The organism is Luteitalea pratensis (genome assembly GCF_001618865.1).
In the GTDB taxonomy this organism is placed as follows: domain Bacteria; phylum Acidobacteriota; class Vicinamibacteria; order Vicinamibacterales; family Vicinamibacteraceae; genus Luteitalea; species Luteitalea pratensis.
The window spans coordinates 6,938,151-6,953,410 of record NZ_CP015136.1 but is presented as its reverse complement, the minus strand read 5'-3'; the positions used below and the strand labels follow the sequence as shown (position 1 = coordinate 6,953,410).

The following is a 15,260-nucleotide window of genomic DNA, read 5'->3' as shown; positions in this document are numbered from 1 at the left end:
CTAGTCCCTCAACTCCACCAGCGTGACGGCGCCACCACCCATGTCGTTGGGGGCCGGCGCCGCCCGCAACACCAACGGATGCGCGTTCAGGTAGCCGCTGAGCGCCTGCCGCAGCCGGCCGGTGCCATGCCCGTGGATCACCCGGACGGTCCGCAGTTCCTGCATCGCGGCCTCGTCCAGGAACTTGTCCGTCCGGTCGATGGCTTCGTCCACCGTGCAACCGATGACATTCAAATCCGCGCCGCCGCCGGTCTTCTCGCCGCGCGACGCGAGGCGGACGTTGACGGTCGGCGCCGCCGTCGTCGCGGCGCCACCGATCTTGCGCAACTCCGCCACCTTCACCCGCATCCGCTTGCCGTTGACGTCCACCTCGGCGTCCTTGCCCGCCAATGTACGGACGACGCCGTGCAAGCGCAGGATCCCGACCTCGACCCGATCGCCGGCAGCGAGTGGGCCGGCCGCTTCGGCGGTCGGCGGCATCACCGGCTCGGACGGCAACGTCGCCCCTCCCTCGCGGACCCGGTCGGCGATCGAGTCCAGCGCCGTTCGAGCGGACACGCGCAGGTCGCCGGTGACTCCAGTCGGGATCGGCGCGATACGTTTCTGCTGCGTCTTTTCGAGCGCGGCGGCCTGCTGGCGGAGATCCGCCACGACCTTGTCGACCTCCGCACGGGCGTCCCGGAGCTGTTCGTTCAGGCGCTGTTCGAGCTTGCGTGTGAACTGCGCCTCGCGTTCACGGAGCGCATCCTCGCGGGTGCGCAGTTGACGCTCCGACGCTTCGGCCTGGGCTCGGGCCTGCACCGTCAGGCGCCGTTCGTGGTCGAGCGACTGCAGCTCGCGATCCAGCTTCGCCATCTGCTCCGAGAGGCGAACTTCGTTGTCGCTGCGCCAGGCGAGCGCGGCATCGAGCACGGGTCGGGGCAGCCCCAGGCGTGCGGCGATCTCGAAGGCGAGGCTGCCGCCGGGCGATCCGTAGATCAGGCGGTACGTCGGAGCGAACGTCCCCGGCTCGAAGCCGAATGCTGCGCAGGTCACCCCAGCGGTGCTGGTCGCGTACGACTTGATCGTCTCGTAATGTGTCGTGGCGACGACGACCGCGCCGCGCTGCCGGAAGTGGTCGATGATCGCCACGCCGAGCGCGCCGCCCTCGATCGGGTCGGTGCCGTTGCCGACCTCGTCGAGCAGCACGAGCGCCGGCAGGGCCAGGGCCTTCTCCATCGCGACGATGCTCGTGATGTGCCACGAGAACGTGCTCAGGTTGGCGGCAATGGATTGCTCATCGCCGATGTCGGCGAACACGCTCCGGAAGACCGGCAGGCGCGAACCCGCTTCGGCGGGCACGAACACGCCGGCCTGGGCCATCAGGACGAGCAGTCCCGCCGTCTTGAGGGCCACCGTCTTGCCGCCGGTGTTCGGGCCGGTGATGACGAGCGCCTTGGCGGGTGGCACCACGAGCAGATCGCTGGCGACCGGCTCGGTGTCGCGGGCGACGCGACCTTCAGACTCGGGAAGCCGGCGCGCCACGGCCGGAATCAGCAACGGATGGCGGGCAGATCGCAATTCGAGCCGGCCGTCGTGCGAGAGCGCGGGGCGGACGCCGTTGAACGACATCGAGCACCGGGCCTTGGCCTGGATCACGTCCAGGTCGGTGGCTGCCGCCAGCGTCGCCTGCAGTTCGGCCGCCCGGGCGCGGTAGCCATCGGTCAGGGCGAGCAGGATCCGCCGGACTTCCTCGGCCTCCTGCTCCTCGAGCGCGACGATGTCGTTGTTGACGTCGACGGTGCTGAGTGGCTCGAGATAAAGGCTGGCGCCGCTGGCCGACGCTCCGTGGATCAGGCCCGGGATGGAGCCGCGGTGCTCGGCTCGCACCACGAGGACGTACCGGCCATTGCGCTCGGTGACGACCTGCTCCTGGAGGTACTTCGCGGTGTCCCTGCCTCTCAGGTAGGACTCGAGCGTCCCGCGGAGGCGCTGCCGCTGGCGGCGAAGCTTGTCCCGGACGCTGGCCAGGGCCGGACTGGCGTCATCCTGGACGTCGCCGTGCTGGCTGATGGCCTTGCGGACCCGGGCGTTCTCGTCCACGAAGCGCGAGGTCCGGCGCGCGACGGCCGCGAGAGCCGGCAGGCGAGTGGCGGCCCGTTCCACGAGCGCGGCGGTGCGATCCACCGAGTCGAAGAAGTCCGCCAGCGCGAGCAACCGGAGCGGTTCGAGGGGACGGCCCTGGAGCGCGAGCCCATCGAGGGCGGCGCTGACAGCCTCGCCGGCGCGAAGCGGGAAGGCCTGATGGTCCTGCAGCAGCAGGACCGCCTCACCGGTCAGGTCAAGGGCCTCAGCGACGCGCACCGGCTCAGTGGAAGGCACGAGCCGGTCCAGCGCGCGCGAGCCAAGAGGGGTCACCGCGTACGAGCGCACCACGGCTGCGATCTGATCGAACTCGAGAGCGCGGAGCGTGGTGGCGTGCATGGTGGGTGACTGCCGACGCTGGAGGATCCGGCGCGGACGAACCTCGTAGCGTATCACGAAGCAGATTGCCGCGTGCGTGATAACCCGTTATTGGTTTGACCACCCAGCCGTTCGTACGGTACGATTTACAATTCGTGTGCCTGGGCACGAAAATTGTAGAGACTGTCTCCGTCTATGAACCTCTCGGAACTCGCCACTCTTGCGGCGTACTTCTTCGTCCTGAGCATCCTGGCGTTCTACGGCTGGCACCGGTACGTGATGGTGTACTGGTACAAGCGCTACGCCGACCACGTGCCCGGGCCGCGGCCGCAACTCGACCCGTTGCCGGTCGTGACGATCCAGCTTCCGATCTTCAATGAGATGTACGTGGTGGACCGCCTGATCGACGCGGTCTGCCGGATGGACTATCCCAAGGAGTTGATGGAGATCCAGGTCCTGGACGACTCGACAGACGAAACCGTCGACGTCGCCGCCCTCGCGGTCCGTCGCTGGCAGCTCCAGGGATTCAACATCAGCTATCTCCGTCGCACCGACCGGACCGGCTACAAGGCCGGCGCGCTCGAGGCGGGCATGAACGTTGCCGAGGGCCGCTACATCGCGATCTTCGACGCTGACTTCGTGCCGCCGGCCGACTTCCTGCACCGCGCGCTGCCGCAGTTCGGCGATCCGCAGGTCGGGATGGTCCAGGCCCGGTGGGGCCACATCAACGCTGACTATTCGACGCTGACGCGGATTCAGTCGATCATGCTCGACGGCCATTTCGTGCTCGAGCACGGCAGCCGCAATCGCGCCGGCTGCTTCTTCAACTTCAACGGCACGGCGGGGATCTGGCGCCGCGACGCCATCGAACAGGCTGGCGGCTGGCAGCACGACACGCTGACCGAGGACCTCGACCTGAGCTACCGCGCCCAGCTCAAGGGCTGGCGCTTCGTGTTCATGCAGGACGTCATCACCCCGGCCGAACTGCCGGTGGAGATGAACAGCTTCAAGTCCCAGCAGTTCCGGTGGGCCAAGGGCTCGATCCAGACCTGCATCAAGCTGCTGCCGCAGCTGCTCAGTGCCGACCTGCCGTTCCGCGTCAAGGCCGAGGCGTTCTTCCACCTCAGCGCCAACTTCAACTACCTGCTGATGGTGGCGCTCTGCGTCCTGATGTTCCCGTCCATGTACGTGCGCTACAACATGGGCTGGTCGGAGATGTTGCTGATCGACATCCCGATGTTCTTCGCGGCCACGTTCTCGGTGGTCAATTTCTACGCGTTCTGCCAGATGCAGGCCTATCCGCAGGACTGGAAGACCCGCCTGAAGTACCTGCCGCTGCTGATGGCCGTGGGAATCGGCCTCTCGGTCAACAACACCCGCGCGGTCCTCGAGGCGATCCTCGGCAAGCAGAGCGAGTTTGTCCGCACGCCCAAGCACGGCGTCGAGCGCAACGGCGACGACTGGATCGGCAAGAAGTACCACCAGTTGATGATCTGGCAGCCGATGCTCGAATTGGCCCTCGGGCTCTACTTCACCGGCACCGTCTTCTACGCCCTCGCCAACGGCATCTACGGCACGCTGCCGTTCCTCGTGCTGTTCCAGGTCGGCTTCCTGTACATGGGCGGCATGTCCCTGCTGCAGCAGTTCGGCGGCGAAGAGGCCGAGCTCAGCACGCAGATCGCCGGAGAGTAATCAGAGCCGGATCAAGGGACAAGGGACAGGGAAGAAGTCGCAGGGGCTTCAAGGGACAAGAGACGAGTCCCAAGGAACATATCGAGGGAGAAGGAGATGGTCGCCCCCGCGGCGGTTTCCCTCTCCCTTGTTGCTTTTCTGGGTGCCTTATCCCTCTTCCGTTGTCATCGCTCGTGACTTTTTCGTTGTCCCTTGTCCCTTGTTCAGCGGTTATGCTGACCCCGCCATGAGTGCAGCTGCCAAGGGTGGTCTCGAAGACGTCGTCGCTACCTCGTCGTCCATCTGTTTCATCGACGGCGAGCGCGGAGTCCTGTCCTACTGCGGCTACGACGTCCACGACCTCGCGCAGTCGGCGACGTTCGAGGAGGTCTGCTACCTCCTGTGGCATCGCCGCCTGCCGAACCGCGCCGAGCTCGGCGACCTTCAATCCCAGTTCGCCGCCGCCCGTGCCCTGCCGGACGGCGTCGTCCGCCTGATGCGGAGCTTGCCGCCGGGCGATGGCATGGACTTGCTGCGGACGCTGGCCTCCGCGCTGTCGCACTACGACCCGGATGCGTCCGACAACAGCGCCGCGGCCAACTACCGCAAGGCGGTCCGCCTGACGGCACAGATGGGCACCCTGGTGGCGTCCTACGGCAGGATGCTGCAGGGTGGCGGCCTGATCGCTCCCGATACGTCGCTCAGCCAGGCTGCCAATTTCCTGTACATGCTGAAGGGGAATCGACCCGACCCGACCTCCGTGCGGGCGTTCGACATCGGCCTGATCCTGCACGCGGACCACGAGCTGAACGCGTCTACATTCGCGGCCCGGGTCTGCGCGGCCACGCTCAGTGACGTGCACTCCGCCGTCGTCGCCGGAATCGGCACGTTGAAGGGGCCCCTGCACGGCGGCGCCAACGCCGAGGTCATGAAGATGCTGCTCGACCTCGGGGAAGACGCGACCGACGACCGTGCCGAGGCGTTCGTGCGCGGCAAGCTGGCGCGCAAGGAAAAGATCTCCGGCTTCGGGCACCGCGTCTACAAGACCGAGGACCCACGTGCCACGCACCTGCGCCGCATGTCGAAGGAACTCGGCGAACGCGCCGGCCACCCGCGCTGGTTCCAGATCTCGCAGCGCATCGAGCAGGTGGTCACGAGCGAGAAGAAGCTGTTCCCGAACGTCGACTTCTACTCGGCGTCCACCTATTACACGATGGGCATCCCCATCGACCTGTACACGCCGATCTTCGCCGTCAGCCGCGTCTCCGGCTGGACCGCCCATATCCTCGAACAGCTCGCGAACAACCGCCTGATCCGCCCACGCGCGGACTACGTGGGCCCGACCTACCCGCAGCGATTCCTGCCGCGCGACCAGCGATAGCCGTCATCTTCAGATCTTCGTAGCCGTCGACCTTCAGGTCGACGGTCAGCGTCGAGCTGAAGCTCGACGCCTACGAAAGCCCAGCCCCACCCCAGCCCGCGAGGCGGAGCCGACCCTCCACGGTATAATGAAGGGCTTTTCATGGATCCGCGCTACGTTCGCAACTTCTCCATCATCGCGCACATCGACCACGGCAAGTCGACGCTGGCCGATCGCTTCCTCGAGCTCACGGGTGCCCTGCAGGCCCGCGAGATGGAGGCGCAGGTGCTCGACAGCATGGACCTCGAGCGCGAGCGCGGTATCACCATCAAGGCGCACTCGGTCCGCCTCGACTACACGGCGCTCGACGGCCAGCCGTACGTCCTGAACCTCATCGACACGCCCGGCCACGTCGACTTCTCGTACGAAGTCACGCGTTCGCTGTCGGCGTGCGAAGGTGCGCTGCTCCTCGTCGATGCCTCGCAGGGCGTGCAGGCGCAGACGCTCGCGAACGCCTACCTCGCGGCCAACAACAACCTCGAGATCATCCCGGTCATCAACAAGATCGACCTGCCGGGGGCGATGCCCGACGAGGCCAAGCGGCAGATCGAGGAGATCATCGGGCTCGACGCCGACGGCGCCATCCTCGCCAGCGCCAAGGAAGGCATCGGCGTCCGCGACATCCTCGAAGCGGTCGTCGAACGGGTGCCGCCGCCCTCCGGGTCGTCCGAGGCGCCGCTCAAGGCCCTGATCTACGACTCCTGGTACGACGCCTACCGCGGCGTCATCGTCCAGATCCGCGTCATCGACGGCACCATCCGTGCCGGCATGAAGGTGACGATGATGATCAACGGCCAGTCGTACGACATCGACCAGGTCGGGATCTTCTCGCCCAAGCCGCTGCCCGTCGAGAGTCTCGGCGTCGGCGAGGTCGGCTTCGTCATCGCCAACATCAAGCGCCTCGGCGACGCGCAGATCGGCGACACGATCACGGAAGCGGCGCGGCCGACCGCCGAGCCGTTCCCGGGCTTCCAGGAAATGAAGCCGATGGTCTTTGCCGGACTCTATCCGGTCGAGGGCCATCAGTATCCCGAGTTGCGCGATGCGCTCGAGAAGCTGAAGTTGAACGACGCGGCGTTTGCGTTCGAACCGGAGACGTCGGCGGCGCTCGGCTTCGGGTTCCGATGCGGCTTCCTCGGGCTGCTGCACATGGAGATCGTGCAGGAGCGGCTCGAGCGAGAGTTCGACGTCGACCTGGTCACGACCGCGCCGGGTGTGCTGTACCGCGTGACGACGACTGACGGCGAGACGCACGAGGTGGACAACCCGTCGAAGCTGCCGGACGCGGGCCGCATCTCGCGCCTCGAGGAGCCAATCATCACGGCGATCATCCTGACGCCGGCCGAGTACGTGGGCGGCATCCTGCAGCTCTGTCAGGAGAAGCGCGGCGCCCAGAAGAACATCGAGTACATGACCTCTGGCCGCGTCGTCATCACCTACGAGTTGCCGTTCAACGAGGTGGTGCTCGATTTCTACGACCGCCTCAAGACGGTGTCACGCGGTTACGCGTCGCTCGACTACCACGTCACCGGCTACTGGGATTCGCCGCTCGTGAAGCTCGACATCCTCGTCAATGGCGAGCCCGTCGACGCACTCTCGATCATCGTGCACCGCGACACCGCGTATGGGCGTGGCCGGCTGCTTGCCGCGAAGATGCGCGAGTTGATTCCCCGCCAGATGTTCGAGGTCGCCATCCAGGCCGCGATCGGCGGTCGCATCATCGCCCGCGAATCGGTCAAGGCGATCCGCAAGAACGTGCTTGCCAAGTGCTACGGCGGCGACATCTCCCGCAAGCGGAAGCTGCTCGAAAAGCAGAAGGAAGGCAAGAAGCGCATGAAGCGCGTCGGCCGGGTCGAGATCCCGCAGGAGGCCTTCCTCGCCGTCCTCAAGGTGGGCACCGACGCATGACGACCAGCACCCCTTCAGGACCGCCCAAGTCCACTGCGCGCGAGTACTTCGAGTCCATCGTCATCGCGGTGATCCTGGCGCTGTTCGTGCGCACCTGGTGCTTCCAGGCCTTCAAGATCCCGACCGGTTCGATGGAGAACAACCTCCTCATCGGCGATCACCTGGTCGTGAACAAGTTCCTGTTCGCGCCGGCGGCCTTCGAGAAGGCGCTGCTGCCGATCCGGAGCTTCCGTCGCGGCGACGTCGTGGTGTTCAAGTCGCCCGAGGACCCGGAGCGCGACTTCATCAAGCGCGTGATCGGCCTGCCGGGCGAGACGCTCGAGCTCCGGCACAAGAAGATCTTCATCAACGGCGCCGCCCTCGAGGAGCCGTACGTGCATTACCTGCTGCCGCCTCGTCCCGACGGCGAGATGACCGCCTTCGACAAGCGCGAGACCTACGGCCCGGTCAACGTGCCCCAAGGCCACCTCTTCGTGATGGGCGACAACCGCGACAACTCGCAGGACAGCCGCTATTGGGGATTCCTGCCGCAGTCGTACGTGAAGGGGCGGGCAGTGATGGTGTACTGGTCGTTCGAGAGCGACGCTGCCGACTACGAGCGGCCCGGCCTCGAGCAGCTGCTCGCCGGGCTCACTGGCTTCGTCACCAAGACGCGCTGGGGACGGCTGGGGCAGCAGATTCAATAAATTTCCGAAGCCTTAGAACCCGTTGAACCGCTCCGGGCGGCCTTCGACGTCGACGATAAAATCGTAGGGGTAGAACCGTGTCGGCAGGTACTCGAGCTGCGCGGTCCACGCGGTGGAGACCAGGGCGCGGTTGCCCTCGCGCGTGATCCTCACATCCCGGGCGCCGATGGGCACCTGGTTCTGGTCGGCCAGCTGCAGGATGCGATCGCGCAGCTGCTCGTCGGTCTTGCGGCCAGGGTAACTCGCGATCTCGGTGACCCCGTCCTTGAACTTCAGGAAGTGCCAGAACTCCGGCCCGATCCGGACGGCCGCGTGTACGACCAGCCCGAGGACGACGAGACGAACGATGTTGCGGAGCATGGCGAGCCTGCCGGGCGTCAGCCCAGCATGGCGGCCTCTCCGCCCTGGGACCACTGCGTGTCGTGACCCTGCTCGGCGAGGCGCGGACGGAGCATCCGCACCTTGTCCTCGCGCGATTCCTGCGTGCGCACGAACTCCAGCGCATAGGTGAGCGAGGCGATCGACTGCTCGAGCGTGCCCTCGACGTCGCGCTTGCGCAGGCGCATCTCGCCGACCGCGTGCTCGAGTTCGTCGAGTCGTACGTTCGCCTTCTGCAACAGCACGTCGACCCGCGCCTGGGCCTCACGTACGAGGGCGTCGGCCCGTGCCTGCGCCTCGTTGACCGACGATTCGGAGCGCAGTTGCGCGTCGGTGATCATGGCGTGTGCCCGTGACTCCGCGTCGGCCAGCGTCGCCTGGGCTCGCGCCGTGGATTCGCGCAGGGCGGCGTCCGCCCTCGCCTCCGCGGCGCGGGTCGTGGCGTCAGCGCGGGCGTCCGCCTCGCGTAGCGTCGCATCGGCTCGTGCGTCGGCCTCGCGTGTTGCCGCGGTCGCGCGCGACTCCGCGTCCGTGGTGAGCGCCAGGGTCCTGGCTTCTGCCGTGCTGACAAGGGCGAGAGCCCTCGCCTCGGACTCACTGGTCTGTGACGCCGAGCGCAGTTCGGCTTCCCGCAGCATCGCCTGCGAGCGCACGTCGGCATCCCGGAGCAACACCTCGGCTTCCTTGCCGGCGTTCTCGCGGATCTGATCGGCGACCTTCTGGGCCGTCAGCAGCGTGTTCCGGAGGTTGATCTCGCGGTCGCGGTGCTCGCCAAGCTGGTTCTCGGCCTTCTGAAGGTCCTGTCGCAACCGGTCGACTTCCCGGAGTGCCGCCTCGTAGTCGTCGGCGGCATCGGTCAGCAGGGCGCGCACCTCGTCGCGGTCGAAGCCGCGGAGGGACGTCGAGAGGTGCGTCTGGCGAAGATCGAGCGGGGTGACTTTCATGGGCCTGGACTCCTGCGTGTCAGTACCGGCTCGGAAGAGCACATCCCGTACCACGCGGAAACCAGCAGCTATTCGGCTTGAAAACTGCAGGTTTCACGGATACCGGTCACCAGGAGCTGACGGATCTCCGACGATCGATGACGGGAATGGTGTCCGCGACGTTGGTAGGGACCGCTCGCCGAGCGGTCCATCGCCTCGATGGAGGTGGACATGGACGCCTCGGAGAGGAGCCGCAGGTCGTGGACGCCTCGGAGAGGCGTCCCGACCTAACGGTTTCCGAAGAGGGCTGATCCGACGCGAACGATGGTGGCGCCCTCCTCGATGGCGACCTCGAAGTCGTGCGACATCCCCATCGAGAGTTCCCGCAGCTGGTCGGCCGGTGTGCCCTCGGCGAGCAGCGTCTCGCGCAAGTCGCGAAGCCGCCGGAACCACGGACGTACCTGCTCGAGGTCTTCGGCGTACGGAGGCAGGAGCATGAGGCCCTCGACCCTGACGCCCGGCAACTCGCGGGCCCCGGCCAGCAGGGACCGCAACTCGGCCTCGGCGAGTCCGGACTTGGTCGCCTCGTGGGCCAGGTCGACCTGGATGAGGATCGGCAGGTCCACTCCGGCGGCCACGGACGCGCGGGACAACCGTTCGACGAGATCGACGCTGTGTACCGACTGAACGCTGGCAAACGCGCCCGGAATCTTGTTGGCCTTGTTGGACTGGAGGGGGCCGATCAGGTGCCATCGGAGTGGCAGGTCGGCGGTGTCGGCCCGCTTGCCCAACGCTTCCTGGACGCGGTTTTCGCCGAAATCGACCTGGCCGGCTGCGTGGGCGGCACGGACAGCGTCGGCGCCGAAGGTCTTGCTGACGGCGATGAGACGGACGGCCTCGGGGAGCCGTCCGCTGCGGGTCGCGGCGCTGGCGATCCGTGTCCGGACGGCGGCGAGCCGCCCGGCCACGACGGTGTCCAGCGCGTCGGTGCTCACTCCTTCGGCTTGATCGAATCGAGGATGCCCTTGGCCTGGGCGGCCATGGGGCCCGTCGGCGCGAGCTTCAGGTAGTTCTCGAAATACTTCTGGGCCTCCGCCATGTTGCCGCCATTGAGGTTGGCCATGCCGACCCAGTAGTTGGCGTCCGCGTAGTTCGGATCGGCCTTCACGGCGGCCTCGAACTGCGCCTTGGCCTCGGCGATCTTGCCGGCGTTCCACAGGATCACGCCCTGGTTGTAGGCGTCCTGAGGGGAACCGCCGCCGCTGGCCGCGCCCATCGAGGCGGCCTTGGTTGCCATCGCCGCGGCTTCCTCGCGGCGTCCCATGCCGTTGTACAGATCGGCCAGCATCTGCACCGGTCGCGCATCGTCAGGCTTCAACTCCTGGGCCTTCTTGAACGCGGCTTCGGCCTTGTCGAGTTCCTTCTTCTCGTAGTGCATGGAGCCGACGTTCATGTAGCAGGCGTAGCAGTCGGCCCGCATGCCGATCGCCTCGTTGAACTTGGCGATCGCGGCGTCTTGATTCTTGGCGCCCATGGCCTGGACGCCTTCGTCGAACGTCTTGCGGAAGGCTGTCTCTTCGGGGGACATGCCCGTTGTTGCCGGCTTCAGGGTCAGGCTCATTTCCGGCGCGGCGCCGAGGCCCACCTGCACCTGATCGGCCGCCTGTCCCGCTTCGTGCTGCACAGTGACGTAGTACGGGCCGGGCTGCAGGCCGACCTGGATGAACTCTCCGCGCTTGTTGGTCTTCACCTCGCGCTTCAGGTTCGTGCCGCCCTTGAACTCGATGGTGACGGTCGCCTTGTCCACGGGCTGGCCCTTGCCATCGATCACTTTGCCCTTAATCTGGCCGGTGGTTTGGGCATCAGCCGGGACCCCGGCGGCGACGAACGAGAATGCGAGAGTGGCAGCCGCCAGAAGGCGTGCGCCGAACTTGAGTGCAGACATTGGTTCCTCCGGGACGTCCGAGCGTCCGACCGAAGAGTGTATCCGCCTTCGCCCGCAAGATCACCAGCGGGCTTGGGCGACACGGGGCCGCCTTCGCGGCCAAGTGGAAACTGCGCCAGGCCTTTCGATTTCAGACAGTTTCCGCAGCACGGTGGCCTGTGAACGTGGGTGGGTAGGGCCGGCTCTCCGAGCCCGGCCCTCGTTCGGCCGCGTTCGGAGAACGGGCCCTGCCGAACAAGGCCGCGGTGCCGCGGGTCGCGGAGCGCCTGTCCCGATATATCGGATAGGCTTCGGGCCGGCCGGCAGCAGCCCATCGGGAGAGGCGAACGGATGCGCGTGCGAGCGGCAGTGCTGGTGGTCGTGATTGCGGGAGCAGGTCTCGGATGCCGGGAGGTCCAGGCGCCGGGTTCGGGTGAGGCCGGCAAGGCCGCGCGCTCGGCGGCACAACGTGGCCTGGCCGCGCTCCTCGATACCGAGTGGGAATGGCGCCTCCGCGAGAACCCGCAGTTTGCGACGACCGTCGGCGACCATCGCTACGACGACCAACTGTCGAAGGAATCCATCGCCGACCAAACGCGTCGTGCCGCCGACACGCAGCGATTCCTCGACGACGCCGGCAACATCGCCCGGGCACAGTTGCCTGGCCCGGAACTGATCACGCTCGACATGTTTCGCGCCGAGCTCGAGGACCGCCTCGCGGCGTTCAAGTTCCGCGAATACCTCCTGCCGATCAACGCCGATTCCGGCTTCCACTCCAGCTTCGCGCTGATGCCGCAGACGTTGCGGCTGGAGACGACCAGGGACTACGACAACTACCTGGCCCGGCTGCGCGCGTTCCCTCGCTACATGGACGAGCACATCGCCAGGATGCGGGAAGGGTTGAAAGCCGGGATCACCGTGCCACAAGTGGCCCTGGCCGGCGCCGACACCGCCGTTGGCCCGTTGATGCCCACCGACCCGACGGCCAGCCCGCTCTATGCGCCGTTCCGATCGGTTCCCGTGACGTTCCCCGCCGAGGAGCGCACGAGGCTCGAGTCGTCTGCCCGCACCGCCATCGCCGATGCCGTGACGCCCGCGTACGCGAAGTTCCGCGCGTTTCTCACCACTGAATACATCCCCGGCGCTCGGACCACGATCGCCGCGAGCGCCCTTCCCGACGGCGCGGCCTTCTACCAGCAGCTCGTCAAGCGGTTCACCACGCTGCCGCTGACCCCCGAACAGGTGCACGCCACCGGCCTCGCCGAGGTCGCCCGAATCCGCGCCGAGATGGAGGGCGTGATGCGGAGCACCGGTTTCACCGGCGACTTCGCCGCGTTCCTGACGATGCTGCGCACCGACCCGCGCTTCTACCCGAAGACGGGGGAGCAACTGCTGAAGGAAGGCTCGTGGATCGCCAAGCGCATGGACGCGAAGCTGCCGTCGCTGTTCGGCCGCCTGCCGAGACAGCCCTATGGAGTGGCGCCGGTGCCCGCGTACCTGGCACCCAAGTACACGGCCGGCAGGTACAACGGCAACCCTCAAGACGGCACCGAGCCGGGGTACTACTGGCTCAACACTTTCGCACTCGACACGCGGCCGCTCTACAACCTCGAGGCGTTGACGCTGCACGAAGCCGTGCCTGGACATCACCTGCAGATCGCGCTTGCCAATGAGGCAGGTGACGTAGCCAAGTTCCGGCGGTACTCGTACATCTCGGCGTTCGGCGAGGGCTGGGGGCTGTACTCCGAGTGGCTCGGCCTTGAAGCAGGCTTCTACACCGATCCCTACAGCAACTTCGGACGCCTCACCTACGCCATGTGGCGTGCCGCGCGGCTCGTCGTCGACACCGGTATGCACGTGAAGGGCTGGACGCGCCAGCAATCGATCGAGTACCTGTCGTCGAACACGGCGTTGTCGCTGCACGAGTGCACGACGGAAACCGATCGCTACATCAGCTGGCCAGGGCAGGCGCTGTCCTACAAGATCGGCGAGCTCAAGATCCGCCAACTGCGCGCTCGCGCCGAGAAGGCGCTCGGCCCGAAGTTCGATCGTCGCCGCTTCCACGATGCGGTGCTCGCCAACGGGTCGGTGCCCCTGCCGGTGCTCGAGCATCAGATCGACGCGTTCATCAAGCGCGAGTCGGCACGCTGACGCGCCAGCCAGCCGGCCGTCGTCATTCGGCCGTCGGCGTTCGTGAGCCGGCCCTACCTTTGCGGAGAGTCTCGAGGGTAAGGCCTATGTGGGTAGGGCGCGTTCTCCGAACGCGGCCCTGCCGTTCCCCCGGGCGCGCGAACGCGCTACTCGAAGTGCTTCACTGACGGCCAAATCTCGTGCAGCGGTCGAACGAGGCCGCGGGCCACGAAAATCGGCAGGTCGTTCTCGTAAGGCATGCAAAGGTCGCATGCGGTGCGACCGGCCTCGCGGACCTCGGTGAAGGCCTGCCGGTGATCCTCCGCGTCCCCACCCACGATGATCACCACGCCGCCGGAATCCGGACCGGGCCCCCAGTGCCAGTAAGCGTTGTGCCCGGCAATCACCGGTGGCAACCCGCGCGAGGGGCCGTAGTACTCGAGCGCGCCCGCCTCCCCGTAGTTCTGCACGAAGATGCGGGCCGTGGCCCGTTCCTCCGGCGGGAGCGTACGCACGACGCCCGCCACCGCATCGGCCAGTGCCTCCCAACCGAACATGTCCGCGAAGTGCTGCGGCAACGCGCCCGTCTCGTGGCGCTCCGCCGAGGACACCCCGAGACCGAGGCGAGCCATGTACGCCTGCAAGGCTGCCGGCGGCAGCACCGGCAGCGTCAGTGGCACCAACGGCATCCCGATGACGAGCATCAGCGCGATCGCGGCGCGCCTTGGCGCCACGCGCGTCGCAAGCCAGCGTTCGAGGGTCACGGCCCCGGCGACCAGCAGCACCGGATACGCGGGCATCACGTAGTAGGCCTTCGATCGCTGCAGCAGGAAGACTGTCAGCGTCGCAACGACGGCCACCAGCCAGACACGTCCACCAGACGGTCGCCGCGCCGCCAGGGCGATCGCGCCCACGACCGCCACGAGGGCGCCGATCGGCCCCAGCAACATGACCTGTTCGCCGAGGAATGCCGCCGGGGCCAGCGGGATGATCTTGTTGGCCTGCGCGTTGCGGACGAACTCGGCGGTCGGGAAGTCATGCGCCACCTGCCACGCCACGTGCGGGGCGAACACCAGCGCCGTGACGGCGACCCCGACCCAGGGCCACGGTGATCGCAGGTGGTGCCGCGCCGGCGACAGCAGCAGGCCGAGCGCGAGGCCTGCACCCCAGATGAATCCGGACACCTTCGTGAGGACGGCCATCCCCATGACCAGACCGAAGGCCAGCCACGGCCACGCCTCCGCACGAGCGCCATGGTCAGGCGCCCTGTGCGCGTCGGTGGCCTTTAGCAGCAGCAGCGCGGCGAGTGACCACCACAGCACCTCCGGCGCATTCATCGACAGGTAATGGAACGTGTACAGGTAGTACGGGCTCAGTGCGAAGGCCAGCCACGTGATGGTGACGGCCAGCCCGCCACCGCCGATGCGTCGTACGAGGGCGGCCATGATGGCGAGCACTCCGGCGAGGGCGAACAGGCTCGGCGTGCGCAGTGCGTAGACGGAGGTGCCGATCGTGTGCGCGACGGTCCACGCGATGACGGCGACCATTGGCGGATGGTCGACGTAGCCCCAGGCCAGGTGGCGACCGTTGGCGAGGTAGTAGAACTCGTCGCGGAAGATGCCGTAGCGGCCGAGCGTCAGCAGGTGCGCGAGCAACAGGCCGCCAGCGACGAGCCAGGCGGGAACCGGAATGCGGCGGGAGGCTGGGTCCATGTCCAGGACATATGGTAGGGACGGCTCTTCGAGCCGTCCACCACCGAACCGTCCATCGTCGCCGTA

General features: G+C 67.0%; 11 protein-coding genes. 5 read left to right on the top strand and 6 right to left on the bottom strand.

What is annotated here, in order from left to right; all coding sequences use genetic code 11:
* The gene (locus LuPra_RS29220; RefSeq protein WP_110174040.1) at window positions 1-2,463 is read right to left on the bottom strand and encodes an endonuclease MutS2; all 2,463 of its coding nucleotides are present in this window, start codon (window positions 2,461-2,463) and stop codon (window positions 1-3) included.
* A 174-nt stretch (window positions 2,464-2,637) separates the two neighbouring features.
* On the opposite strand from LuPra_RS29220, the gene LuPra_RS29215 reads away from it, so the two are divergent.
* The 4 genes from LuPra_RS29215 to lepB all read left to right on the top strand — a co-directional run bounded on the left by LuPra_RS29215 (window position 2,638) and on the right by lepB (window position 8,127).
* On the top strand, window positions 2,638-4,134 hold the full coding sequence (locus LuPra_RS29215) for a cellulose synthase family protein (protein ID WP_110174039.1): 1,497 nt from the start codon (window positions 2,638-2,640) through the stop codon (window positions 4,132-4,134).
* 226 nt (window positions 4,135-4,360) lie between these two features.
* On the top strand, window positions 4,361-5,494 hold the full coding sequence (locus tag LuPra_RS29210) for a citrate synthase (protein WP_110174038.1): 1,134 nt from the start codon (window positions 4,361-4,363) through the stop codon (window positions 5,492-5,494).
* A gap of 141 nt (window positions 5,495-5,635) precedes the next feature.
* Complete coding sequence (gene lepA, locus LuPra_RS29205; protein WP_110174037.1) at window positions 5,636-7,441, top strand: translation elongation factor 4; 1,806 nt, start codon at window positions 5,636-5,638, stop codon at window positions 7,439-7,441.
* Window positions 7,438-8,127 carry a signal peptidase I gene (gene lepB, locus LuPra_RS29200; protein ID WP_110174036.1) on the top strand — a complete coding sequence of 230 codons (690 nt, stop codon included), beginning with the start codon at window positions 7,438-7,440 and terminating at the stop codon, window positions 8,125-8,127. The genes lepA and lepB overlap by 4 nt, the downstream gene beginning before the upstream one ends.
* Window positions 8,128-8,139: 12 nt before the next feature.
* Here the strand turns inward: lepB and LuPra_RS29195 are convergent, their stop codons facing one another.
* From LuPra_RS29195 to LuPra_RS29180, 4 genes are all read right to left on the bottom strand, one after another.
* Window positions 8,140-8,487: a hypothetical protein gene (locus LuPra_RS29195; RefSeq protein WP_110174035.1), complete on the bottom strand. Its 348-nt coding sequence runs from the start codon at window positions 8,485-8,487 to the stop codon at window positions 8,140-8,142.
* Between the two features lie 17 nt (window positions 8,488-8,504).
* On the bottom strand, window positions 8,505-9,449 hold the full coding sequence (locus tag LuPra_RS29190) for a DivIVA domain-containing protein (RefSeq protein ID WP_110174034.1): 945 nt from the start codon (window positions 9,447-9,449) through the stop codon (window positions 8,505-8,507).
* A 266-nt stretch (window positions 9,450-9,715) separates the two neighbouring features.
* Complete coding sequence (locus LuPra_RS29185) at window positions 9,716-10,423, bottom strand: YggS family pyridoxal phosphate-dependent enzyme (RefSeq protein WP_110174033.1); 708 nt, start codon at window positions 10,421-10,423, stop codon at window positions 9,716-9,718.
* A complete protein-coding gene (locus LuPra_RS29180) occupies window positions 10,420-11,373 on the bottom strand; it encodes a carboxypeptidase-like regulatory domain-containing protein (RefSeq protein WP_110174032.1) in 954 nt (317 codons plus the stop codon). The genes LuPra_RS29185 and LuPra_RS29180 overlap by 4 nt, the downstream gene beginning before the upstream one ends.
* 330 nt (window positions 11,374-11,703) lie before the next feature.
* Between LuPra_RS29180 and LuPra_RS29175 the strand changes: the two genes are divergently transcribed.
* Window positions 11,704-13,503, top strand: coding sequence for a DUF885 domain-containing protein (locus LuPra_RS29175; protein WP_234800606.1), 1,800 nt, complete (start codon window positions 11,704-11,706; stop codon window positions 13,501-13,503).
* A 146-nt stretch (window positions 13,504-13,649) separates the two neighbouring features.
* Here LuPra_RS29175 and LuPra_RS29170 read toward each other — a convergent pair whose 3' ends face one another.
* Entirely contained in the window at window positions 13,650-15,194 is a 1,545-nt protein-coding gene (locus LuPra_RS29170; protein WP_110174031.1) for an ArnT family glycosyltransferase, read from the bottom strand.
* Window positions 15,195-15,260 lie beyond the last annotated feature (66 nt).